The following is a 24,626-nucleotide window of genomic DNA, read 5'->3' as shown; positions in this document are numbered from 1 at the left end:
AATATGCATGAATATGCTTTGGCATTCTTTGGCGGTCTACTGCTTGGAATAGCAACCATTAGTTACTTGTATAGTGTCGGGAAAATCGCTGGAGTCAGTGGATTGATTGCCCAGATGCTGACACCCAAAAACTGGTTTAGTACGCCCGCATTTTGGTTTTTACTTGGGCTAATTGGTATGCCATTTGTTTATCATCAGTTTTTAGACTTGCCTGTACAGGTTAAAGCATCACCTTGGGTGCTGATGTTGAGTGGATTGCTGGTGGGTGTTGGAACACGTCTAGGTTCGGGCTGTACCAGTGGGCATGGGATTTGTGGGTTAAGTCGTTTGTCGACACGTTCTTTTGTTGCAGTGGGCTGCTTTATGGCATGTGCGTTTTTAACTGTATTGGTTACGCGTTATCTTTTGGGTGGCTAACATGAAAAATCTGATTGCATTTATTTGTGGTGGCGTATTTGCACTGGGGCTGATGCTCTCAGGCATGTCGAACCCTGCGGTGGTACAGGCATTCTTCGATGTGTTTGGTGCATGGAGTCCACGTCTGATGTTTGTGATGGGTGGAGCAGTGTTGATTTCATTCTATCCATTTCAGCGTGCAATGCGTCAAGAGCGCCCAAAGACCATTTTTAATGAGCCGATTGATTTGCCAACAAGCAAGATGATTGATTCACGATTAATTATGGGTTCAATTCTGTTTGGTATTGGTTGGGGCTTGTCTGGTATTTGTCCTGCACCAGGTTTAACTTTGCTTGGACTAGGGCATTGGGAAGCACTGTATTTTATTATTCCGATGTTGCTTGGCATGTTCTTATACAAATTGAGCCAAAAAGCTTAAAAACCTCAATCACCATTTCTAAAGCAGGGACGCTTATATGAAATGGGTTTGTATTGTGCGAAAACTGCACAATATTAATGCAATAAAAATTCCTGAAGGGAATAATTAAAATATCTTAATATAAAAATGATATAAAACAATGGTTTATTATTTTGGCATATCCCTTGCATTTTAAATCATACAACCCGCAAAGGAGAACACGCCATGACTGAACAGAGTATGTTTAAAATAAAAAATATTCGCCTGACCGATCCGCGTACTTGTGAGCTGTATATGCAACATAATGATACAGCTTCAGTGAAAGGCTGGGTGATTCAGTGTAATGCTACTTTATCGAACCAGTTTTATGAGCATTTGAATCAGTTGTGCCAATCTGAAAATCCATTTATTGCGTTATTGCAGTTGAAACAGTTCCATAAAGTCGAAGTGTTATGTTAACCCCCGATCTGACCTAAATGACAGCAAGCACTGGTCTTTGCTGTCATTTTTGTTTCTACAATTTTCATTGTACCTAAAGTCATTCATGTATGACGATTTTTTATCCCGCAATAATACTGATCATGACATCGGCACAACCTGCACGTGCTTGACGATAGGCAATCTATTTGCGTAGTAAGTAGGTATTTCGCATTGCTAAAGAAGCAATTACGGAGTTTGAAGCGAAATAGCAGACATAAAAAAGCCCGCTTTAATGCTGCGGGCTTTTTAAAATTTTGGCTCTCCAACCTGGGCTCGAACCAGGGACCTGCGGATTAACAGTCCGTCGCTCTACCGACTGAGCTATTGGAGAATCTGCCAGAGATTATAATGTGATTTTAATAAGGGTCAAGTGAAAATCTAGCTATGGTTTTTGGATGTCGTATATTTAAACAAATAGTCAGGTCAAATCTAAAAAAATTATTTTTTCTGCATTTTTTTTGCTAAATTAAAAAACATAGGTCGTTTAAAGTATTTTCGCTTTAAACAGTGTGGATTTAACCCAACTTGCCAGCACAACAAATGGCTAAATCGGAGGCGCAACATGCCAGTTCTTCGTGTTCAAGATATTTTCGCAAACTTCCAGTTTTATCAAGAAAACTATCTTTCCATTTTAAAAAATCCGCAAAGCTATTATCAACCTGTTGCTGATGCCTGTATTCACTTTGCCATTTTAAGTGAGCAAAAAGTCTATCTGGGTGATTTGCTGCAGCTTTGGTTTGGTGATAAATGGACAGAGCATCAAGCTCAGCAATTACAAAGAAGTGAAGGTAATTACTGGCAGCCTGTACAGCAGGATTCTTCAATTAATGATATTTTTGTGTTTGCAATCCAAGGTCAAGGCATTGGCAAACATGCCAAAGCATTGGCGTGGTCGCAGCATGATGCACAAATCCGTGAAATTTATTTAGATCGTGTCTTGCCCTATTATTTTAATTTTATTGCGTTAGAACGCCCAAAATATAGTACGGTTTAAATCACCCTGTTTATTTGTACATTTTTCTTTAGATCATAAAAAACCCATCAGTGAACTGATGGGTTTTTTTGTTTTAGCGTAATGAATTACGCTTTTTTCTCAGCTTCGATTGAAGCAATTGCAGCATCTACGCCGTCAATTGATTCAGCAGCTTTTTTGATACGTGCAAGTGCATCAACAAGTACTTCGTCAGCAGTCGCGTAAGAAATACGCATGTAACCGCCTAAACCAAATGCATCGCCAGGAACAACGGCAACACCAGTTTCTTCAAGTAACCATGCAGAGAACTCTGTGCAAGATTTTAAACCTTTCGCACGAATCAACGGACGGATATTTGCATACGCATAGAACGCGCCGTCAGCAGGTAGACAAGTAATCCCTTTAATGTCATTCAAACCGTTTACAACCAAGTCATGGCGGCGTTTGAAGGCTTCGATCATTGGTTTAAGGACGTCTTGAGGACCATTCAATGCAGCTTCAGCAGCAACTTGTGAAATTGAAGTTGGGTTTGAAGTTGATTGAGACTGGATTTTTTTCATTGCACCGATCAGCTTTGCCGGACCCGCTGCATAGCCAATACGCCAGCCAGTCATCGCATACGCTTTAGATACACCGTTCAATACGATTACGCGATCGTAAAGGTCTGGTGCAACAGTTGCGATGTTATAGAATTCGTCGTCCCAACGGATTGGTTCGTACATGTCGTCAGATGCAACCAATACTTGTGGGTGGCGACGCAATACTTCAGCCAAAGCTTCTAGCTCTGCTTTGGTATAGATCATGCCTGTTGGGTTAGATGGGCTGTTCAATACCACTAAACGAGTATTTTCAGTGATCGCAGCTTCTAATTGTTCAGGGGTAATTTTGAAACGTTGTTCTTCACCACATTTCACAATCACAGGTGTACCTTCAGCGATAATCACCATGTCTGGATAGCTTACCCAGAACGGTGCAGGAATAATCACTTCATCACCTTTGTTTAACAAAGCAAGCGCCAAGTTAAAGAATGATTGTTTACCACCACAAGAAACCAGGATCTGGTTTGCTTGGTAGTCAAGGTTATTGTCGCGTTTCAGCTTAGCAATAATTGCTTTTTTTAAGCTTGGCGTACCATCAACAGCAGTGTATTTTGTAAAGCCATTGTTAATCGCTTGAATAGCTGCATCTTTGATGTGTTGCGGGGTATCGAAATCAGGTTCACCTGCACCCAAACCAATCACATTCTTACCAGCAGCTTTAAGTTCAGCAGCTTTATTTGTTACGGCAAGCGTAGGAGACGGTTTGATAGCGTTTACACGATCTGACAGACGTACGTCCACTGCGATATTCCTTCTTTAGTGGGATTAAAAATAAAAGCATCCTATCTTAACGTAAAAAACCCAACATGTTAGATACAAATCATTCAAAATGAGAAAAATTCATAGGAATTTTAAATTATGCAACTTACAGAGAGCTATTTGAGCATTCACACTCGTCAAGGTACTCGAAAAAGCTTAAAATAGACAAAATTTCGAGTTTTGTTTGTTGTATGAGTCAAAATAAACCGCAAGTCCAGTTGCCTTTTCCGCTGCCAACGCAGCAAGATCAGGAAGATAGCACGATACATAACCATGTTCGTCCAAAACCACAGCGTTATGCTGATCGGACTTGGGCACCACCACGTGGCACACGTCGTTCTATGGGTAAACGCTAATTTACCCTTGAAATAGCTAAAAAAGCACGTCAGATGACGTGCTTTTTTGTTTTTTATTTAAAAATTTTATTTGGATTTAAAATCTTGTTTGGGTCAAACAGTTGTTTGAGTTGTCGCATCATGTTCAGGGTATTTTCATCGACTGAATAATGTAAATAATCACGTTTAAGCAGTCCAATACCATGTTCTGCTGAAATACAGCCTTTAAATTCGCGGACCACGCCATAGACAACGTCATCAATTCCTGTCATCACAGACTCAAGCTGATCTTCTGGTAGATGTTTTAAATCCAAAATAATATGCATATTGCTGTCGCCGATATGCCCAAAGAACAGGCTGACCAAATCTGGAAAGTACTGATCCAAGCGTGCCTGACAGACTTCTTTAAATTCGCCTAATTCACCGATAGGTAAACTGATATCGAAGCATAATGGTCGTCCCGTACTAGAAATTTCAGCAGGCACAGTTTCACGAATCAACCACAGTTGCTGCGCTTGCGCCTGATTTTGTGCAATTACGGCATCTAAAATTTCGCCTGTTTCAAACATTTCAGCCAGCAGATTTTCCAGGCTTTCAGCAGGGGCTTCAACATCAAAGACTGCATATACGGGGTAGGGCTGAGTCAGTGGATTGCTGCTGTTTTGCATCCATGACAAACTGAGCTGATAGTATTCGTTCCACATCACTTCAAAAGCATTTGGTGTGGTCAGGTTTTTTTGCAAACGACGTAACAGATGCACTGCTGATAAAAAATCTGGGAAAGCACATAAGCAGGTACTGAGTTCACTTGGTGGTGCCGAGAGTTTTAAGACTGCTCGCGTTACAATACCCAGTGTGCCTTCAGAACCAATAAAATTCTGCTTCAGGTCATAGCCTGCATTGCTCTTGATCATTTTATTCATCAGATTCAGTACACGCCCATCAGCAAGCACCACTTCCATGCCCAAGACATGTTCACGCATCATGCCATAACGAATCACCGATAATCCGCCAGCATTGGTAGCAATATTTCCACCAATCTGGCAAGAGCCACGCCCACCCACATCGACAGGGAAAAACAAACCTGCCTGACGTGCAGCATTTTGTACCTCTTCAAGCGTCACGCCTGCCTGTACAGTAATGGTTGAAGCATATTGGTCTATTTCTTCGATTTTATGCATTTTATCCAGAGCAATTACAATTTCATCAGCACTGGCGATACCTGCACCTGCAACGCCTGTCATGCCACCTTGAGGCACAACCGCCTGTTTGAGTTCATTACAGATTGAAAGAATTTGTGAGACTTGTTCGGTATTTTTAGGAAAGAGCACAGCATAGGGTTGAATGCGTTTGTAATTACTCCAGTCGGTATAGTGACGAATATTGATGGTATCGCCCATCGCAATTTGCTGTTCAGTCAAAAATACTCGACAACGCTCAACCACTTGTAGCTGGGTGCTCATGTTCTTTCCTTTTTTGTGATGATGGATGTAATGCTCATTAGTGTATCCCAAGCTGTAAGACACAGTCAGATTTTCCCTAGATCACCAAGAAAAAAGCCAGCTTGGAAAATAACTGGCTTGGCGGATTTTAAGCGTTTACATTTTGATTAGAGTAAAAGTTTTTCTTTCTCAAATACATGTCTTGATCTGCCCGTCTGAGCAATGCTTCTATGCTTTCGTTGGGCGCAGTGGTGGCATGGCCGATCGAAATGCTAATAGGCTGGCTAGAATAATACTGATTGTCGATATTAAACAGTTCATGAATGGTTTGTAATGTGGATAATGTTGCGACTTCATCTGCAGATGGCATTAAAATTACAAACTCATCACCACCAATACGTGAGGCAGTATAGGGCGTATTTAAAATCACCTGACCCAAGACAGCACCAACGCGCCGTAATAAACCATCTCCGACATCATGTCCTAATTCATCATTAATCTGTTTTAAGCCATTCATATCTAGATAAATACAAGACACAGGACGAGCAAAACTACGCTCTAAGCGGTTAATTTCTTCTGTATAAAATGAACGATTATACAGCTTGGTCAGCACATCATGCTTGCCTAAATATTCCAGATAATTTTCAGCTTTTTTACGTGCGGTAATATCGGTCAGTGCAACTTGTACCAGTCCCCAGTCATGCTCATATCCTGGAAATACCGTAAATTGCAGCAGGACATTACGAATGGTGCCATCGAGGGCATAGTTGACCGCTTCACGTTGATGATGAATATTGCCTTTCCATAACTCGATGAGTTGTTCACGAAACGTATTTTGCATTTCTTGCGTAAAGACTTTGTGCAAATTTTTAAACAATGTCGGTTTATCGGGTGCTTTAAACAGTGTCAGCGTCGCTTGATTAACATCAAGCAAAATAATGTCTTCAATACATTGCTGAATAAAATCGGGATGAACATCCAGAAACGTCCGAAAGTCTTCGATACCAAGCTGACGAATCTGGTCAATGCGGCGTTTGATGCGACTGAAATCTTCAACCCACAAAGAAGCGGGAGAGTAAGTAAACATCGACTCTGCCAAAATACGGTTTTTGGCTTCAAGGCGCTGTGCATCCTGATAAGCGGTAATATCTTCGGTAGTAAACAGCACGCGAGATAAGTCATGTTCAAAGCCTGGTAAAACCGATGCACGCAGTTGAACATCTAGACGCTTACCCGAAAGGGTATAGTTGACGCCTGTACTGGAAAATTCGGTTTCACCATTCCAAAGCGCTGCCAGTTCATAAACATGTGTGTCGAGCATGTCTGCTTTAAAAATTAACGCCAGATTGGCACACAAATGCTCTTGGTTTTCTGCTTCAAAAACTTCAAGGGTTTTTTGATTGACTTTGAGTACTTTAATCTTTTGTGTGGACTCGACTACCCGTTGTAAGTCTTCTTGTAGAAAACTCACAATATCTTCAACGCCTTGTGCTCGCCACGCATCAAACTGCTGTTTGACCTCACTAAAATCTTCAAGCCACATGGGAATGGGCGCTAAATCAAAAATTGAAGAATCAAAATGTGGCATGGCTTAAATCAATCCCCAAATGCAGTTTAAAAGTCAGAAAATATACAAAAATTAGTGATGGCGTTTAATTGGATGTTTAATTTCAATTTCGCCGTTCCAGACGTGAATAAAATCTTGCTCATTGAAATCGTAAAGTTCCATCAAGGCGAGGATTACACCACCATAGATATAGCTTTCATCAGATTGAGGTGGCAAATGAAAAATCTTCCCGTTGATCTGCTTTAAAATATCTTCAATTTCATAGTTGCGGTTGCGTCCGTACTGGTCTTCTGGATACATTTTTTCTTCTAGTACTTTGAGCGCAATTTGTTTTTGTTCACGGCTTAACGTTGTATGTTTGAGTGCTTCAGCATAGTCATCGGCCAAAATGACTTCTTCACTAAAAATGCTATGCAGTAATTTACTGGTCAGGTTCGGAAACAAACGGCTGGCATTTTTTTCCACATATGGACGGAAAGATTCAGGAAAAATGACATTAGAGGAAATACCCTGAAACAGTGGGGCAATCTCAGACACCTGATAACCTGCAATACCACAGCCGAGTGCGGTAATAAAATATTGGGTGGTCAGGTGATTTTGGGCATAGATTTTAAAATCTTCAATATAATGCGCAATTTGTGAAATCGGCATTTGCTGCAAATGTTCATTTAGGGTTGGAATGGCAAAGCTCTGACCTGACCAGCCACGCCCTATGCCTGTCATTGCACCAAAAAACAGTTGCGCGATACGAGCTGCGCCATCATTGTGTTGACCCGCAAGATTGCTGCCAAAAACAAAAACAGTGTCTTCAGGTAAACTTTTAATTATGCTTTCATCATGATACTGGTAAGTCATCGTCGTTGTGTTTTTTGCTATGCTCTTGTTTGTCATGTTGCAATTGATTGGCAAGGCGGTCAAGTAAAAAATACTTGAATAATCTGTGTTCAGTCCAATTTATATTTATAAATGAATAATGAGAGAAGAGTGTGAGTAGTCAGCCTTTTGATTTGGTCACCCAATATGCACCTGCGGGTGATCAGCCTCAAGCAATTGAAAAGTTGGTCACGGGGGTTCAGCAAGGGCTGAAGAATCAGCTTTTACTGGGTGTTACTGGGTCGGGAAAAACCTACACCATGGCAAATGTGATTGCCCAGTTGCAACGCCCGACCATTGTCATGGCACATAACAAAACACTGGCTGCACAGCTATATGGTGAATTTAAGGCATTTTTTCCTAACAATGCGGTTGAATATTTTGTCAGTTATTATGACTACTATCAGCCTGAAGCCTATGTTCCATCATCAGATACCTTTATTGAAAAAGATGCGGCAATCAATGACCACATTGACCAGATGCGCCTTTCCGCAACACGTTCATTACTAGAACGTCGTGACGCGATTATTGTGGCATCGGTCTCGGCGATTTATGGTTTGGGTGACCCAAATGCCTATATGCAAATGTTACTGCATGTGGTCGAAGGCGATGTCATTCATCGCGATGAAATTATTCGCCGTCTGGTTGAAATGCAGTACAGTCGTAATGAACTGGAATTTGTACGAGGCACATACCGTATTCGTGGTGAAATTATTGATATTTTCCCTGCGGAATCGGAACAACAAGCCATACGTATCGAACTGTTTGATGATGAAGTCGACTCGATTCGCTGGTTTGATCCCCTGACAGGGAAAATGCTGCGTAAAGTACCACGTGTGACTATTTATCCAAAAAGCCACTATGTGACACCGCAAGACCATTTGCAGCGCGCGATTGGTACGATCAAAACCGAACTCAAACAGCAAATCGAATTTTTTAAAACCAATGACAAATTGCTCGAAGCTCAACGCATTGAACAGCGCACGCGCTATGATCTGGAAATGATGCAACAGCTGGGTTATACCAACGGCATTGAAAACTATTCACGACATTTGTCAGGGCGACAGGCAGGCGAAGCACCACCAACCTTGTTTGATTATATTCCTGAAGATGCGTTATTGCTGATAGATGAATCCCATGTAACTGTGCCACAAATCGGCGCAATGTATAAAGGTGACCGTTCGCGTAAAGAAAACTTGGTGAATTATGGTTTTCGCTTGCCAAGTGCACTCGACAATCGCCCGATGAAATTTGAAGAATGGGAACGGATTGTTCCTTCGACCATTTTTGTTACTGCAACACCTGCCCATTATGAGCTTGAAAAATCACAGCAAGTGGTTGAACAGGTGGTGCGTCCAACAGGGTTGATTGACCCCGAAATCGAGATCCGTCCTGTCCTGACTCAGGTCGATGATGTTTTGTCTGAAATCAACATTCGTAAGCAACTCAATGAGCGGGTTTTGGTCACCACATTAACCAAACGCATGGCAGAAGACCTGACCTCTTATTTAAAAGAATACGGCATCAAGGTTGCATATTTGCATTCGGATATCGATACGGTCGAACGGGTCAAAATTATTCATGAATTGCGTACAGGTGTGCATGATGTTTTGGTCGGCATTAACCTGTTGCGTGAGGGTCTGGATATGCCAGAAGTATCACTGGTTGCCATTTTGGATGCGGACAAAGAAGGTTTTTTACGTTCAGAACGCTCGTTGATTCAAACCATTGGGCGTGCTGCACGACATTTAAAAGGTAAAGCCATTTTATATGCTGACCGCGTCACCGATTCGATGCAAAAAGCCATTGATGAAACCGACCGCCGTCGCAATAAGCAAATTGAATTTAACCAAATGCATGGTATTACGCCACGTAGTGCTGTACGGCAGATTATTAAGGAAATCGATACAGGTGAAATCATTGCTGATGAACCTGCTGAACAGCAATATCAACAACTACAAAGTTTAAGTGCTGATGAGCAACACTTGATTGCTGATCCAAAATTGTTGACTAAACATTTGGCAAAACTGGAAAAAGAAATGCTCAAAGCATCCAAAGAATTGCAGTTTGAGCAGGCCGCTCGTTTACGTGATGAAATTATACGGTTAAAAAGTCATTTGATCATGTAATGGGTTTTACAGAATTCTTACAGTGTGGTTGCTGGATTATAGTTATGTTTTAAAAAGTAAAAATCCTTTTTGAGGATCGATGAGGATGGGCAAAAGTGAATAAAAAACTGAAAACAAAATCATGGTTCAAAAAACTGGTGGTCGCAACCGTACTGCTTGGCGTCGGTACATCAGTGATGACACACGCACAAAAGCCAATGCCGACCATTGCGCAGGTTGATTTGGCAAAATACTTGGGTGTTTGGTATGAAATTGCACGAAAACCAATGTATTACCAAAATCAATGTGCGCGTAATGTGCAGGCGGTTTATACGCTGAATGTGAATGGCAATATCAGTGTTGAAAATAGCTGCGTCAATATGGATGGGCACTTGGAGCAGGCGCAGGGTGAGGCTTATGTGGTCAATGCGCCACATAACAGCAAATTGCGTGTGAGTTTTTTGCCAGAATCGCTACGTTGGCTACCTGTAGGGCGAGGGGATTACTGGATTTTGAAACTTGATGCGAATTACCATACTGTGCTTGTGGGGGAACCGAAGCGAAAATACCTCTGGATTTTGTCACGTGAACCACATTTGTCGGAGGATGTTGTACAGGAATATATCAAGTATGCACAAAGCCTTGGCTATAACACTAACGATTTGATTCGTACGCTACAAACTGAAAAAAATAATTAAAAAACCAACAGAAAATAACCAAACCCCGATATAATTAGCTGGTGTTTTTTTGAGTAAACGGTATAAATTTTTAAAAAATCTAAGCCGTGCTCTTTCTCCCTGTTCGTTGTTCTAAAAGTATTTGGTTATTCTATGTTTTCTTGTGATATTTCACTCGGGGGTGTAGATGGTTAAAGGCATATTTTTTTCTGTTTTAGCCTCTACAGTTTTCGGGATTTTGTATTTTTACAGTCAGTTCCTTAAAATTTTTGATGGTTCACAAACCTTTGGCTGGAGAATGATTGCATTATTGCCATTTTTAACCCTGTTTATGTGGTTGAGTGGTGATCTTCATCTGATTCGTCAGGTGTATGAACGTGTCAAACAAAAACCGACATTTTTCTTATTACTGTTGTTGACAGCGATGCTGGCTGCTGTGCAGCTTTGGTTATTTCTCTGGGCGCCGATGCATGGGCGAGGCATGCAGGTGTCTTTGGGTTATTTTTTATTGCCTTTAGTCTTGGTTTCGGTTGGTAGTATTTTTTACAAAGAAAAGCTGTCTTGGTTTCAAAAAATTGCTGTTTTATGTGCTGTACTGGGTGTAGCACATGAATTTTGGCGTGTTGGTAGTATTCCATGGGAAACCTTGTTGGTCGCCTTGGGTTATTCAGCCTATTTCTTTTTACGCAAAGTTATTAAAACCGACCATCTGGGTGGTTTTTGGTGGGACAACATGCTTATGTTGCCTATCGCGATTTATTTTGTGCAGACATGGACTTTACCTTGGGGCACATTTCTTGAGCAGCCCCATTTAATTGCTGCAATCATTGGTTTGGGAATCTTGAGTGCGATAGGTCTTGGAAGCTATATTTTGGCAAGCCGTTATTTGCCTATGGTGTTATTTGGGTTGCTTAGTTATCTTGAACCTGTGCTTTTAGCCATTTCTGCTGTCATTTTAGGAGAGAAGATCCATGCAGAAGAATGGTTTACTTATATTCCAATTTGGTGTGCTGTTGGTATTTTAGTTTTGGAAGGAATGTGGCATATTTACTTGCAACAGCGTAAACGGTATGCATTGATTACCAATATTGAAAAATTCTCTGAACGTGTTGGAAGTAATCGAGAAAAATAATTAAATTCAACTAATTAGATGAGTTTTATATTCATTTTTTTTGTAAATATATAATATTTTTTTATGAATATGACGATAGTATAATCTTTTTATGATAATACTATCGTTATTTTAATTTAAACTTGCTCAGTTTTCCTTTAAAATTATCCGCGATAAACACTTCTATAATTTGAGGACGTACTTGTGAGCAAAGAAACGATTGTCGCTCTACATGCAGAACATCAGGGTCGCTGGAAGAACCGCGAAGAAATCGCAGAAAAAATGATTGTTTTAATCGGTCAATTGTACCGTGAAAAAAACATCGTCACTTCTGTATATGGTCGCGCTTTAGTTAACCGTTCAGTGATTCAGATTTTAAAAGCACATCGTCGTACTCGTATTGTAGATGTTGAATTGTCTGTTGTTAATACTTTCCCGATTTTAGAAGCATTAGCAAAAATCGACAATATTGGTTCTGCCGAAGTTGATCTTGGTAAACTCGCTGTAGAATACAAAGAAAAAGGTGGTGATGTAGACGCCTTTGTTGCAAATGCTGTACAGGCAATTCAAAACCGTGCTACTGAAGTTGAACCTAAAGATGTTGTTCTTTATGGTTTTGGTCGCATTGGTCGTATCTTGGCACGCTTAATCATCGAACAAACTGGTATTGGTCGTGGTTTAAGCCTAAAAGCGATTGTTGTACGTAAAACTTCAGATGGTGATTTAGCAAAACGTGCATCTTTGTTGCGTCGTGATTCAATTCACGGTTCTTTTGCTGGCACAATTTCAGTTGATGAAGAAAACGAAGCAATTATTGCCAATGGTAACTTCATTAAAGTAATTTATGCATCTAACCCAGCAGAAGTTGATTACACACAATACGGTATTGAAAATGCATTGTTAATTGACAATACAGGTAAATGGCGTGATGCAGAAGGTCTTGCTCAACACTTGAAATGTGCAGGTGTTGCACGTGTTGTATTGACTGCACCAAGTAAAGGCGAGATGAAAAACGTGGTGTTTGGTGTAAACCAAGCAGACATCCTAGATGAAGACAAAATCATCTCTGCTGCAAGCTGTACAACTAATGCGATCACGCCGTTGTTGAAAGTATTAGACGACAAATATAAAGTTCTTAATGGTCATGTTGAAACTGTTCACTCATTTACCAATGACCAAAACCTGATTGATAACTATCATAAAGCAGATCGCCGCGGTCGTGCTGCGACGCTGAACATGGTTATTACTGAAACAGGTGCAGCAAAAGCAGTTGCGAAAGCATTGCCTGCATTGAAAGGTAAGTTGACTGGTAACTCAGTACGCGTTCCAACACCAAACGTATCTTTAGCAATCTTGAACTTGACATTAGATAAAGAAATTGATCGTGACGAAGTGAACGAATATGTTCGCCAAATTTCCATCAATTCAAACTTACAAGGTCAAATTGGTTATACCAACTCGACTGAAGTGGTTTCAAGCGACTTTATCGGTTCACGCAGCGCAGGTATTTTTGATGCGCAAGCAACAATCGTTTCTGGCAACCGTTTAACTGCTTATGTATGGTATGACAACGAAGTGGGTTATAGTTGCCAAGTGTTACGTATTGCTGAACAAATGAGTGGTATTAGCTACCCTAAAGTTCCAAGTACAACTCAAGCATAATTGTTGTTATTGTACAAAAACCCAGTCTTTTGACTGGGTTTTTATTTGCGATTTTAGGTTAGTGATGTGTGAAGTTGAGCGAGTTTTATTGTTGTCTGCTGCGCGATATAAAATACCTTACTTATTAATCTGTGGCAGATTCGCCAAATAATTTATCCTGTACTAATTGTAATGCAGGCAGATGTAATTTAAATCACCATGTTTAATTGAAGCTTCAGTTTTCCGATGTTCTTTTATTGTGAATTGAACAAAATCTTGAATTTATTCTTCAACATAAGAAAATTTGAGTTGTAATAACGATAAAAACCAATTGTGTCATTTTTCTATTCGAGAAATTTATTAAAATATGGCAGAATAGACGGTTTTAGAGATTTAGAGGATTGGCCAATGCGCTTTGTTGATGAAGCAGTCATTACCGTAGATGCTGGCGACGGTGGCAATGGCGTAGCCAGTTTTCGCCGTGAAAAATTTGTCCCATTTGGTGGTCCAGATGGTGGGGATGGTGGTCGTGGAGGCAGCGTGTATATTCAGGCTGATACTGACACCAGTACCTTGGTCGATTATCGATATACCCGTAAATTCCGCGCTGAACGTGGAAAAAATGGTTCTGGTGCAAACTGTGCTGGTCGTGGCGCGCCCGACGTTATTTTAAAGGTTCCTGTTGGAACAACTATTGTAGATACAGAGTCTGGTGACATTATTGGTGACCTTATTGAAAATGGTCAGCGTGTGCTTGTTGCACAAGGTGGTGATGGTGGTTTAGGGAATACCCATTTTAAATCATCAACCAACCGTTCCCCACGTAAATTTACCACAGGAATTAAAGGCGAATTCCGTGAAATTCGCCTAGAGTTGAAAGTCCTTGCTGACGTTGGCTTACTCGGTATGCCAAATGCAGGAAAATCAACTTTTATTCGAGCAGTATCTGCAGCAAAACCAAAAGTGGCTGATTATCCATTTACCACGATGGTGCCAAACTTGGGTGTGGTTGATGCTGACCGTCATCGCTCATTTGTTATGGCTGATATTCCAGGGTTGATCGAAGGCGCAGCAGAAGGCGCAGGTTTGGGGATTCGCTTCCTGAAACATTTGGCACGTACGCGTATCCTGTTGCATATTGTTGATGTACAACCGATTGATGGCTCAGATCCTGCGCATAATGCCAAAGCGATTACGGCTGAGTTGAAAAAATTCTCTCCAACTTTGGCTAAGTTGCCAGTCGTTCTTGTATTGAACAAACTTGATCAGATCGATGAAGAAAACCGTGAAGAATGGTGTCAGCATATTTTGACTGAGCTGGACTGGCACGGACCTGTATTTAGAACATCAGGGTTGCTTGAGGAAGGTACCAAAGAAGTTGTGTACTATTTGATGGATCAGATTGAACAACAGCGTGAGCGTGAAGTTGAAGATCCTGAGTATGCAGCAGAAATGAAAGCCTTTCGTGATCAGCTTGAAGCTGAAACACGTGAGCAAACATTGGCTGCTAAAGAAGCATATCGTGCGATGCGTAGAGCACAACGTCAAGGTGATGATGATGACTTTGATGATGACGATGAAGAAGACGACGAAGTAGAAGTGATATACGTACGATAAGTACGACTGAGGACATAATGATTGAAGTGGTGAATGGGCAACGTCAGCTAACTGGCTGTAAACGTATCGTTGTGAAAATCGGCTCTTCTTTACTTACAGCAAATGGTCAGGGCTTGGACCTCGATGCAATTTCTCATTGGGCAAGTCAAATTGCCGATTTGCATCGTTCTGGGCATGAAATCATTCTGGTTTCATCTGGTGCTGTAGCAGAAGGCATGGTACGCATGAAACTTGCCGCACGACCCACAGATTTGCCAAGTCTACAAGCCTGCGCTGCTATTGGGCAGATGGGTTTGATTCAGACTTGGTCAAGTGTTCTTGAAAAACACCACATTCAGACGGCACAGGTGTTATTGACTCATGATGATTTGGCAGATCGCCGTCGTTATCTAAACTCATGTGATGCATTGCAACACTTGATCGAATGGCGCGTGATTCCAGTCATTAATGAAAATGACACGGTATCTACCGATGAAATCCGTTTTGGTGATAACGATACTTTGGCCGCTATGGTTGCAGGTCAGGTGCATGCTGATTTATTGATTATCTTGACAGATCAGCAAGGCATGTTCGATGCAGATCCTCGTTCCAATCCAAATGCTAAGTTGCTCTCGAGCGTCCGTGCGTTAGACGACAGCTTGTTTGAAATGGCAGGTGGTGGTGGTTTGCTTGGGCGTGGTGGTATGGTCACCAAAGTTCGTGCAGCACGTTTAGCAGCAAAATCAGGTTGTCCAACGCTGATTGCAAGTGGTGACAGTGATCTGGTGTTGTCGCGCCTTATGTCTGGTGAAATGTTGGGAACATTGTTTGTGACAGACAATGACCGCATGACCGCTCATCAACAATGGCTTGCGGCACATCTACAAACCGCAGGCCGTCTAGTGATTGATGATGGCGCGATAGAAGCGATTAAGAAAAAACATCGTAGTTTGTTGCCTGTAGGTGTTAAAGCTATCGAAGGGCATTTCGACCGTGGTGATGTGGTTGAATGCGTCGATACGAATGGGCAGCGTGTTGCTGTAGGTCGTGTGAATTTTAGTTCTCGTTCTGCAGATATTGTCAAAGGCCTAGCATCGGATAAGGTTTTTCAAGTTCTGGGTGAAGCACGTTCTTTGGAAATGATTCATCGTAACCATATGGCAATCTATTAATTAATTTTGCTGTTTTAAAAAAGCTCACTTTGGTGGGCTTTTTTATGAAATAAATAAAAATAATAAAATATTAGGAAGAGTGTGATTATATTGTTATCTGTAATAATTTATGTGCATTGTATTGTGTTTTTGTAGTTAATGATTTGATTTTTTAGCATTTTTATAAAGATAAATAATATTGTGATGGTATTTATTAATACGAAGCAAACAAGGATATTTTTTTGTTACAAATATATTGAAAAGTGTTATTTTGATGATTAGTCTTAACTTTTATTTTTTATAATATTATTTAATATCAATACTTTGTTTTTAATATTTGGTTCTGATACAAGATTATTTTAGGTGCTAAAATATAAAATTTAGTATGTGTTATCTTAAGTTTATTATTAAGTTGTATTGTTTTTATAAAAAACCCATGCTACTTTTATGTCTATGGATATTTTATTGAAAATATATTTGAAATTAAAATATTAATACAATTTAACATATATATAAAATATATTTTAAGATTATATCAGTTTTCCAACGCCATCTTTACCGATGGTGTTTTTTTATGTGTGATATTTAAAAAATGAGATTGATTTCTTGTGAGAATCATCCGATAAAATACGGTTGTAGTGTCGTTGGGTAAAAGAGAAAAAATGATGAAAGATTTTCAGGCAGATACATATATTGTCGATGAAAATATTACAGACACGATGTTGTGGTTATTGCAGCATCAGGAATGTTTTGATGAATTACATTTTGATGTACAACAGCAAGAACTAACTGTGACGCATGCAGCGGGTGTTGATCAGATTCGTGTAGGAATGTATTTAACCGCAAAGTATGGAATTTTAGTAACTTCCTGACAAGCGAAAAAAAGAGGTGATTTATACGTATAAATCACCTCTTTAAATTATTTTTGAATTTTAAGCTGATTCAGTCATTGCATCGACAGAAAGTTCAGCCGCAGTAAGTTTTGGTTTTTCCGCAACTAAACCTAATTTACTGAACAAGACCTTGTCGCGACCTTCGCCTGCATTTGGTGTGGTCAGTAGTTTTTCACCAGAGAACAGTGAATTTGCACCTGCCATAAATGCCATTGCTTGATCAGTGTCAGACAGTGACTCACGGCCTGCTGATAGGCGAATATAACTTTTTGGCATGATAATACGTGCAACCGCAATGGTACGAATCCATTCAGTCACTTCAAGTTTTTCAACTTCTTCAAGTGGTGTGCCTTCAATTGGAACAAGCATGTTGATTGGCACAGATTCAGGGTGGATTGGCAGGGTTGCTAATTCATGCAGCAAACCAATACGGTCTTGTTTTTGTTCGCCTAGACCAACGATACCACCACTACATACTTTTAAACCTGCGTTGCGTACGTGGTCTAACGTGTTGAGACGGTCATCAAAGGTGCGTGTACTGATGATATTGCTATAGTATTCGCGAGACGTGTCTAGGTTGTGGTTATAGTAGTCTAAACCTGCATCTCGTAAGCGTTCAGCTTGTGACTGGTTGAGCATACCTAAAGTCATACATGTTTCCATGCCAAGCGCTTTCACTTCTTTAACCATTTCTAACACATAAGGCATGTCACGTTCATGTGGGTTACGCCATGCTGCACCCATACAAAAACGTGAAGAACCAGATTCTTTAGCTTCTTTAGCTTCAGCAATCACTTTATCAACAGCAATACGTTTTTCAGCTTCTAATTTAGAATCATAATGTGCAGACTGAGAGCAGTATTTACAGTCTTCAGGGCATTTCCCTGTTTTAATTGAAAGTAAAGTGCTGACTTGAATAGTATTGGCAGAAAAATTCTCGCGGTGAACACGCTGAGCTTCAAACACCAAGTCTAGAAAAGGTTGTTCATATAGCTTTTGGATTTCTTCACGAGTCCAATCGTTTCTCACGTGCATAATCGCCCTGTTGTGCATCAAGTTAATAACATGATATTAACTCGTTCATATAAAAACAACAGGGCAAAACTTTCCAAAATTTGTTAAAAAATTTGATTGCTTATCTTTTGTGAATTTAAAGCGATTGATTGCAAGATCATTGCAAAAACCTCGAATTTACCTGTTGGATTTTTTATTTTGATGAAAAATGATCCAATCTGGAATGAAGAAGTTTATTCATCTTATATTTTGTTATTTAAAAAAATGCGTTGAAGTGGCTTTTTTAAGTTGTTGCTGAATTGCCCAGTCGATATGTACATTGACAATGTCATCATGCAGGTTTTTACCTTGTTCTAGAGCTTGAATAATTTCAGAATCATAAGGTGCATTACCTAAACCAATCGCCACATTGCGTTTAAAACTTTGGAATCCTGTCCGCCGAATAGGGCTACCTTCTGTACATTGTAAAAATGTAGCTTCATCCCATAGCCAAAGGTCAAGTAAGGATGCTTGATCAAGTCCATGCCGTGGATGAAAGTCCTCAATTGGAGTAATTTTGGCAAAACTATTCCACGGGCAAATAAGTTGGCAGTCATCACAACCAAAAATACGGTTACCAATGCCTTCACGAAATTCTTCAGGAATAATCCCTTTATACTCAATGGTTAAATAAGCGATACAACGACGTGCATCAAGCATATAAGGTTCAACAATCGCTCGCGTTGGGCAAATGTCGATGCAAGCTGAACATGAGCCGCAATGAGCAGTTGTCGGTGGATCAGCAGGTAAGTCGAGTGAAGTGAATAATTCACCCAACACAAAAAAAGACCCTGATTTTTTTTGAATCAGTAGTGTGTGTTTGCCAGTCCAGCCCATACCTGCACTTCCATGAATAGCCTTTTCAAAAATCGGGGCAGAGTCAGCAAAAGGTCGGGCTTCAAAGTCACCGACACGATCACGGATTTTTTGTGTCAAAGTCTTGAGTCGCCCACGCATGACTTTGTGATAATCACGCCCACGTGCATAACGGGCAATAATGGCACTGTTGGGGGCAAAAGGCACATAACGAGGTTTCGGGGTTTCAACCAAATAATTCATACGTACACAAATAATGCTTTGTGTACCAGGTACCAATAAGATCGGGTCTGCGCGTTTATCTAAATTGTCGTTTAAATAGTGCATATCCCCATGATAGCCACGCTCCAGATACTCTAAAAACCGCGGCATTTCTTTGTCTTGGCGAGTAGGTTTGGCAATAACACAATCAGCAAAGCCAAGTGCTAAAGCTTCAGCTTTAATCCATGCTTTTAATTCTTGTGGATCAAATTGTTGAAGTGGTATGGTGGATGACATAACAACAAGGGGAATAAACATGCAGCAGCAAGTGTACCATAGCCGTGAAATTCAAGCATGGGAGCAACGCTGGTTTGCTCAGAATAATAGCGCATTGGGCTTGATGAAACAGGTTGCATGGCAGAGCCATTTACAGTTACTGGGTTATTTTGCACAGCAGTCTAAGATGATAAAACGTATCGCAGTCTGGTGCGGTACAGGCAATAATGCAGGAGATGGTTATTTTATTGCTGCTTACTTGGCAGAGCAGGGATATCAGGTTGATATTTATGCGGCTGAACGTGGTGACTCTCCAGCATTGCAACAGGCATTTTTGTATGCACAAGATAAAGTTGAAAACTTATATACACATTTTAATGTAGCAAATCATTATGATGCTCATATCGATGCTTTGTTTGGTATCGGACTAAATCGTGAGCTAAATCAGAATTGGCAGCAGGCTATTCAGCGGTTTAATCAATGCTCTGGGCTAAAAATCAGTATCGACATCCCCAGTGGTTTACATGCCAATACAGGTCAGCCTTTACCTTGTGCCATTAAAGCCGATCTGACCTTGACTGCTTTAGGTTATAAAATTGGATTGTTTACAGGGCAGGGCAAAGAATTTTCAGGGCAGGTACAATTACTCTCCCTGATTCCACCCGATTCACAGTTAAATGCTTTAGCGCAGTTATCACCAACAATCATTAATTTACCTTCGCGACAGGCTTTTGGGCATAAAGGCACTTATGGGCATGCTTTGGTGATTGGTGGGCATGCTGATATGGGCGGCGCAGTCATTATGGCGGCCGAAGCTGCTTTTGCGGTGGGTGCAGGCAAGGTGAGTGTAATTTGTCATCGGCGACATCATTCAGCCATACTGGCACGTGCTCCAAATGTAATGGTACGAGATATTGAGGCTTTTACTGCTGAGAAAATTAATGAAACTTTACAAGCTGTTGATGCCGTTTGTTTGGGGATGGGGCTTGGGCGAGATGATTGGTCAAGGCAGATATTTCAGGCATGGTTTAAGCCTTTGCTACAACATACGCATTTAGAAGTAGTTTTGGATGCAGATGCTTTATGGTTCTTGGCAGAACAACCAATCAGGCTGTCTGAACGGGTCTATTTGACTCCACATTCTGGTGAGGCTGCGCGTTTGTTGGGTTGTCGTAGTGCAGAGGTAGAGTTGGATCGAGTAGCTGCAATCCAGGCATTAGCTGCCAAATTCTCAGGGCAATGGTTACTCAAAGGTTCAGGAAGTTTGGTGTTGGAAAAACAGCAACTCTGGGTATGTACCGCAGGTAATGCAGGCATGGGAACAGGTGGAATGGGTGATACGTTAGCAGGCATGATCGTAGGGCTAAAAGCACAGTTACATGAGCAGGTTGCTTTACATCAAGTGGTGACTTTGCATGCGCAGGCGGGAGATCTACTTGCAAAACAGGGCATGCGAGGGATTCAAGCCTCTCACATGCCACAGGCTGTGTATCAGGTTGTTAATGTTGCTCAGTAACTATAAACGATTTAGCGGCGACGAGAACTATAGCGGCTACGCCCACGAGCCATGCCCCCTAAAGCATTCAGTACTGCAAGTTTGCTCATGCTACCTGAAGCGTGAGCATGGCAAATTGCTGCGGCAAGTGCATCGGCAGCATCAGCTTGAGGTTTAATTTCGAGTTTTAAAAGTCTCATGACCATCATTTGCACTTGTTCTTTGTCCGCAGCACCATAACCAACCACAGATTGTTTGATTTGGCGGGCAGTATATTCGGCAACTTGCAAATCAAGATTGACGAGAGCGGCAATGGCTGCACCACGCGCTTGCCCAAGTTTGAGTGCTGAATCAGGATTTTGTGCCATAAAAACTTGTTCAACAGCAGCTTCAGTTGGGCCATGAAATTTTACAATACGTTCAACCCCTGCAAAAATTCTTTTTAGACGTTCGGGCATTTCTTGGGTTTCTGTGCGAATCGTTCCCGCATCGACAAATTTTAGCTGGCTACCCTGATGTTCAATAATTCCATAACCAGTTAGGCGAGAACCAGGATCGATACCAATAATTAATGACATTCTATTCACTGTGTTATACAAACATTTTTTATTATAGGGTTTCATGATTATTTATGCAGTTGAATCTGCTGAAAACCGTAGCGATTTGTAGTTCTGTAATACCTAAGATTTAGATAAGTAACGAAATAATACTGATTATTATGAGTAAATATTACATCACATAAAAATAAAATATCAAAAGGCTAGGTAAATAAAACAAATACCTTTCGGTTTAGGTGTGATATTCACTTTGTCTTTATCTGCCTGTGCTGTATATACCCCAGCGGGAAGTGTTGTGGTCGATCCTGATCATGCGTCCTATATAGCGGTGGTTATGATGATGGAGATAGAGGTTTCTGTCCTCCAGGACAAGCGAAAAAAGGCCGTTGCTAGGTCAGAAACAAGCTTTTACTGGAATCTCCCATAAGTGGGTGGATGAGTATCAAAATAAATAGAGAGCAATTCATGAATTTTGATTGGATTGCTCTTTATTTTTATGCAAGTTTAAAAAGACCGTATTTTTGTAAAAATAAATAATTCTAAATCGTTAGGGCTTTAAAAATAAAAGAATGCCCATATTGTTAAAAGATAGCTTGAAAAAAGCAGTATATCTGATTTATTTTGAAAGGATTAACTTAAATTTCATGAACTTAATACTAGCTGTGCTGATAGGTGCAATACTTGAAATTGCGGTATGGATTGGTGTGGCACATTTCATTAGTGGATGGTATGTGTTTTTCTGGTTCATCATTGCATTTGTTATTGGTTTTAAGTTGTTGCGCTCAAGTGCAGCTACCATTATGCCACAGTTACAGCAATTGCAAATGACAGGACAGCTTGCGACAGACCCTGTTGTGACACGTAAAATCGCTGTTGCTGTTGCAGGCATCTTGTTGATGATTCCTGGATTAATCACTGATGTGATCGCTGTTTTGGTGTTATTACCGCCTGTACAAAAACTGTTGGTCAATGCACTAATGTCAGCAATGGCAAAACGCCAACAAGCCATGATGAATAAGATGATGGGAGGCGAACAGAACGCTCAAAACCCTTTTGCAGATTTAATGCGCCAAATGCAGAATATGCAAGGCAGTAGCTCACATGATTCTAGTGTTATTGATGGTGAAGCGCGCGAAGTGAGTCCAGATCGCCAAAAAATTGAAATGAAAGATGTAAAGAAAAGCTAAATTATCTATATTTATTTTCTAAAAACCGAATCTTGAGGATTCGGTTTTTTATTGTTCAGATTTTGTCTCTGATTCAGCCGTTTCAGTCTTGCTTGGTGTAGCAGGCGCTTGATCAGTTACTGTATAGCGATGTGGCTGTAGGGTTGTTTGTTGATTTTCCGAATTTTGATATTTACGCTGGCGATTGGCGCGTTCACGAAAGCCGCCTTTAACAATAAGTTTTTCCATAAGCTAGAGATGTTTGGATTGCGATAAAGACGTTATTTTAAACTGAGAATACATCGAACTCTATAAATAATATCTTTGAATAATTTGCTCGAATAAATTCATAAAAATATCTTGAAGCAATTTTATTCTGTGACTATGATCAAAAAATGGCTTGAACATAATTGCTTCATCTGAATTAAAAGGGGGAGGTAATGTATCAATATCGCTGTGCATGTTGTAATCAGGTTGTTCGCGCAACGGATAACACCTGTCCAAATTGTGGCTCTCACAATATTCGCAGCCCTTTTGGTTTCTGGTTCTTTTGTTGTGTTGCTGGAGTAGTGATTGCGTTGGGAATCACACTAGGCAAACTTTATTTTAATAATCACCCAGTTGAGCCTGAGTCAAAGACGATTACAGATTTGTTAAATTCAGGCAAAAAAACAATAAATTAAAGCAGGCATAAAAATAGCCCGCCGAGAGCGAGCTATTTTAGGTTTAACTGTATTTACATTTACGCTTACAGACCAGCAGCTTGACGAAGTGCTTCAGCCTTGTCAGTTTTTTCCCATGTAAATGCAGTGTCAGAGCCTTGGCGACCAAAATGACCATAGGCTGCTGTTTGCTTGTACATTGGCTGGATCAAGTTTAACATGCGAGTAATACCGTATGGACGTAAGTCGAAGTGCTCACGAACCAAAGCAATGATCAATTCATCATCTACTTTTGCAGTGTTAAATGTGTTGATCGAAATCGAAGTTGGTTCTGCAACACCAATCGCATAACTCACTTGAATTTCACATTTATCAGCTAAGCCTGCCGCAACAATATTTTTTGCAACATAACGACCTGCATAAGCTGCAGAACGGTCAACTTTAGATGGATCTTTACCAGAGAAAGCACCACCACCATGACGTGCCATACCGCCGTAGGTATCGACAATAATCTTACGACCTGTCAAACCACAGTCACCCACTGGTCCACCAATCACAAACATACCTGTTGGGTTGATGTGGAATTTGGTGCCTGCATGGAACATTTCAGCAGGAATGATTTTTTTCACGATTTCTTCAATCACAGCTTCTTTTAAGTTTGCTTGTGAAATCTCAGGATCGTGTTGTGTTGACAGTACAACTGCATCTAGGCGAACAGGTTTGCCATTTTCATAAGCAAAAGTCACTTGGCTTTTTGCATCTGGACGCAACCAAGGTAATGTACCAGAGCGGCGTAACTCAGCCTGACGTTCCATGAGGCGGTGTGCATAAGAAATCGGCGCTGGCATTAACACATCAGTTTCGCGGCTTGCGTAACCAAACATTAAACCTTGGTCACCTGCACCTTGATCTTCAGGTTTTTGGCGGTCAACACCTTGTGCAATTTCAGGAGACTGCTTACCAATCATGTTAATAACAGCACAGGTTGAGCCATCAAAACCAAGATCTGAATGATGGTAGCCGATACCATTGACTGTTTTACGCACAATCGCTTCGACATCGACATTGGCAGTGGTTGTGATTTCACCCGCAAGTACAACCGCACCCGTTTTTACTAATGTTTCACAAGCCACCCGCGCATATGGGTCTTCTCTTAAAATTGCATCCAAAATAGCATCACTGATTTGATCGGCCATTTTATCTGGATGACCTTCGCTTACAGATTCCGAAGTAAAAACAGCGTACTCGCGCATGAAAGTCCTATCACAGTAAATTTAAAGACGCAATATGTTACCTCGACTAGCACGATACGACTAGAGAAACCTGAATAAATTGAATAAATTTCTTGCAAAAGAGGTTTCTTTTTACTGATATTCAGCAT

Annotated in this window: 24 protein-coding genes, 1 tRNA gene and 1 pseudogene; 16 read left to right on the top strand and 10 right to left on the bottom strand. The window is 40.7% G+C overall.

Annotated elements, in window-relative coordinates:
• The first annotated feature begins 3 nt into the window (after positions 1 to 3).
• The 3 genes from F975_RS09730 (at position 4) to F975_RS09720 (ending at position 1,273) form a co-directional block, all read left to right on the top strand.
• A complete protein-coding gene (locus F975_RS09730) occupies positions 4 to 417 on the top strand; it encodes a YeeE/YedE family protein (RefSeq protein ID WP_004752781.1) in 414 nt (137 codons plus the stop codon).
• A gap of 1 nt (position 418) precedes the next feature.
• A complete protein-coding gene (locus F975_RS09725; protein ID WP_004752780.1) occupies positions 419 to 835 on the top strand; it encodes a DUF6691 family protein in 417 nt (138 codons plus the stop codon).
• A gap of 204 nt (positions 836 to 1,039) precedes the next feature.
• Positions 1,040 to 1,273, top strand: a complete 234-nt coding sequence (locus tag F975_RS09720) for a hypothetical protein (RefSeq protein WP_004752779.1) — start codon at positions 1,040 to 1,042, stop codon at positions 1,271 to 1,273.
• Between the two features lie 276 nt (positions 1,274 to 1,549).
• Here the strand turns inward: F975_RS09720 and F975_RS09715 are convergent.
• Positions 1,550 to 1,625: transfer RNA gene (locus F975_RS09715), tRNA-Asn, on the bottom strand.
• Positions 1,626 to 1,856: 231 nt separating this feature from the next.
• Here F975_RS09715 and F975_RS09710 point away from each other — a divergent pair.
• Positions 1,857 to 2,288: a hypothetical protein gene (locus F975_RS09710; RefSeq protein WP_004752778.1), complete on the top strand. Its 432-nt coding sequence runs from the start codon at positions 1,857 to 1,859 to the stop codon at positions 2,286 to 2,288.
• An 86-nt stretch (positions 2,289 to 2,374) separates the two neighbouring features.
• Here F975_RS09710 and F975_RS09705 read toward each other — a convergent pair whose 3' ends face one another.
• Positions 2,375 to 3,607: a pyridoxal phosphate-dependent aminotransferase gene (locus F975_RS09705; RefSeq protein WP_004752777.1), complete on the bottom strand. Its 1,233-nt coding sequence runs from the start codon at positions 3,605 to 3,607 to the stop codon at positions 2,375 to 2,377.
• Positions 3,608 to 3,816: 209 nt separating this feature from the next.
• Between F975_RS09705 and F975_RS15860 the strand changes: the two genes are divergently transcribed.
• On the top strand, positions 3,817 to 3,981 hold the full coding sequence (locus F975_RS15860; RefSeq protein ID WP_004752776.1) for a hypothetical protein: 165 nt from the start codon (positions 3,817 to 3,819) through the stop codon (positions 3,979 to 3,981).
• Positions 3,982 to 4,034: 53 nt separating this feature from the next.
• On the opposite strand, the gene F975_RS09700 is transcribed toward F975_RS15860, so the two are convergent.
• The 3 genes from F975_RS09700 to F975_RS09690 form a co-directional block, all read right to left on the bottom strand.
• Entirely contained in the window at positions 4,035 to 5,423 is a 1,389-nt protein-coding gene (locus tag F975_RS09700; RefSeq protein ID WP_004752775.1) for an FAD-binding oxidoreductase, read from the bottom strand.
• A gap of 127 nt (positions 5,424 to 5,550) precedes the next feature.
• Positions 5,551 to 6,990 (bottom strand): sensor domain-containing diguanylate cyclase, encoded by a 1,440-nt coding sequence (locus F975_RS09695; protein WP_004752774.1) that lies wholly within the window; start codon positions 6,988 to 6,990, stop codon positions 5,551 to 5,553.
• A gap of 51 nt (positions 6,991 to 7,041) precedes the next feature.
• Entirely contained in the window at positions 7,042 to 7,824 is a 783-nt protein-coding gene (locus F975_RS09690; protein WP_004752773.1) for an A1S_2505 family phage non-structural protein, read from the bottom strand.
• 131 nt (positions 7,825 to 7,955) lie between these two features.
• On the opposite strand from F975_RS09690, the gene uvrB reads away from it, so the two are divergent.
• The 7 genes from uvrB (at position 7,956) to F975_RS09655 (ending at position 16,998) form a co-directional block, all read left to right on the top strand.
• Positions 7,956 to 9,971: an excinuclease ABC subunit UvrB gene (uvrB, locus tag F975_RS09685; protein WP_004752772.1), complete on the top strand. Its 2,016-nt coding sequence runs from the start codon at positions 7,956 to 7,958 to the stop codon at positions 9,969 to 9,971.
• A 95-nt stretch (positions 9,972 to 10,066) separates the two neighbouring features.
• Positions 10,067 to 10,648, top strand: coding sequence for a lipocalin family protein (locus F975_RS09680; RefSeq protein ID WP_004752771.1), 582 nt, complete (start codon positions 10,067 to 10,069; stop codon positions 10,646 to 10,648).
• A gap of 166 nt (positions 10,649 to 10,814) precedes the next feature.
• A complete protein-coding gene (gene rarD, locus F975_RS09675; protein ID WP_004752770.1) occupies positions 10,815 to 11,759 on the top strand; it encodes an EamA family transporter RarD in 945 nt (314 codons plus the stop codon).
• Between the two features lie 183 nt (positions 11,760 to 11,942).
• Positions 11,943 to 13,400, top strand: coding sequence for a glyceraldehyde-3-phosphate dehydrogenase (locus F975_RS09670; protein WP_004752769.1), 1,458 nt, complete (start codon positions 11,943 to 11,945; stop codon positions 13,398 to 13,400).
• Between the two features lie 387 nt (positions 13,401 to 13,787).
• Positions 13,788 to 14,996, top strand: coding sequence for an Obg family GTPase CgtA (cgtA, locus tag F975_RS09665; RefSeq protein WP_004752768.1), 1,209 nt, complete (start codon positions 13,788 to 13,790; stop codon positions 14,994 to 14,996).
• Between the two features lie 17 nt (positions 14,997 to 15,013).
• A complete protein-coding gene (gene proB / locus F975_RS09660; protein WP_004752767.1) occupies positions 15,014 to 16,147 on the top strand; it encodes a glutamate 5-kinase in 1,134 nt (377 codons plus the stop codon).
• Positions 16,148 to 16,788: 641 nt separating this feature from the next.
• Positions 16,789 to 16,998, top strand: coding sequence for a hypothetical protein (locus tag F975_RS09655; protein ID WP_004752766.1), 210 nt, complete (start codon positions 16,789 to 16,791; stop codon positions 16,996 to 16,998).
• Positions 16,999 to 17,058: 60 nt separating this feature from the next.
• Here the strand turns inward: F975_RS09655 and bioB are convergent, their stop codons facing one another.
• Both bioB and queG read right to left on the bottom strand, forming a co-directional pair.
• Positions 17,059 to 18,054, bottom strand: a complete 996-nt coding sequence (gene bioB, locus F975_RS09650; RefSeq protein WP_004752765.1) for a biotin synthase BioB — start codon at positions 18,052 to 18,054, stop codon at positions 17,059 to 17,061.
• Positions 18,055 to 18,285: 231 nt separating this feature from the next.
• A complete protein-coding gene (queG, locus tag F975_RS09645; RefSeq protein WP_004752764.1) occupies positions 18,286 to 19,386 on the bottom strand; it encodes a tRNA epoxyqueuosine(34) reductase QueG in 1,101 nt (366 codons plus the stop codon).
• 19 nt (positions 19,387 to 19,405) lie between these two features.
• Here queG and F975_RS09640 point away from each other — a divergent pair, with 19 nt between their 5' ends.
• Positions 19,406 to 20,881 carry a bifunctional ADP-dependent NAD(P)H-hydrate dehydratase/NAD(P)H-hydrate epimerase gene (locus F975_RS09640; protein ID WP_004752763.1) on the top strand — a complete coding sequence of 492 codons (1,476 nt, stop codon included), beginning with the start codon at positions 19,406 to 19,408 and terminating at the stop codon, positions 20,879 to 20,881.
• Positions 20,882 to 20,892: 11 nt separating this feature from the next.
• On the opposite strand, the gene ruvC is transcribed toward F975_RS09640, so the two are convergent.
• Complete coding sequence (ruvC, locus tag F975_RS09635) at positions 20,893 to 21,438, bottom strand: crossover junction endodeoxyribonuclease RuvC (protein ID WP_004752762.1); 546 nt, start codon at positions 21,436 to 21,438, stop codon at positions 20,893 to 20,895.
• 190 nt (positions 21,439 to 21,628) lie between these two features.
• On the opposite strand from ruvC, the pseudogene F975_RS16025 reads away from it, so the two are divergent.
• Positions 21,629 to 21,810: pseudogene (locus tag F975_RS16025) on the top strand (hypothetical protein).
• 251 nt (positions 21,811 to 22,061) lie between these two features.
• Positions 22,062 to 22,604: an FxsA family protein gene (locus F975_RS09630; RefSeq protein WP_034425928.1), complete on the top strand. Its 543-nt coding sequence runs from the start codon at positions 22,062 to 22,064 to the stop codon at positions 22,602 to 22,604.
• Between the two features lie 48 nt (positions 22,605 to 22,652).
• On the opposite strand, the gene F975_RS09625 is transcribed toward F975_RS09630, so the two are convergent.
• A complete protein-coding gene (locus F975_RS09625) occupies positions 22,653 to 22,832 on the bottom strand; it encodes a hypothetical protein (protein ID WP_004752760.1) in 180 nt (59 codons plus the stop codon).
• Positions 22,833 to 23,023: 191 nt separating this feature from the next.
• On the opposite strand from F975_RS09625, the gene F975_RS15505 reads away from it, so the two are divergent.
• Positions 23,024 to 23,266, top strand: coding sequence for a hypothetical protein (locus F975_RS15505; protein ID WP_004752757.1), 243 nt, complete (start codon positions 23,024 to 23,026; stop codon positions 23,264 to 23,266).
• Positions 23,267 to 23,331: 65 nt separating this feature from the next.
• Here the strand turns inward: F975_RS15505 and metK are convergent, their stop codons facing one another.
• Complete coding sequence (metK, locus tag F975_RS09620) at positions 23,332 to 24,498, bottom strand: methionine adenosyltransferase (RefSeq protein ID WP_004752755.1); 1,167 nt, start codon at positions 24,496 to 24,498, stop codon at positions 23,332 to 23,334.
• Positions 24,499 to 24,626 lie beyond the last annotated feature (128 nt).

It is taken from the genome of Acinetobacter brisouisimilis, from assembly GCF_000368265.1.
In the GTDB taxonomy this organism is placed as follows: Bacteria; Pseudomonadota; Gammaproteobacteria; order Pseudomonadales; family Moraxellaceae; genus Acinetobacter.
Note: the sequence above shows the minus strand (reverse complement) of the source record. Positions and strands in the feature narration are given on the sequence as shown.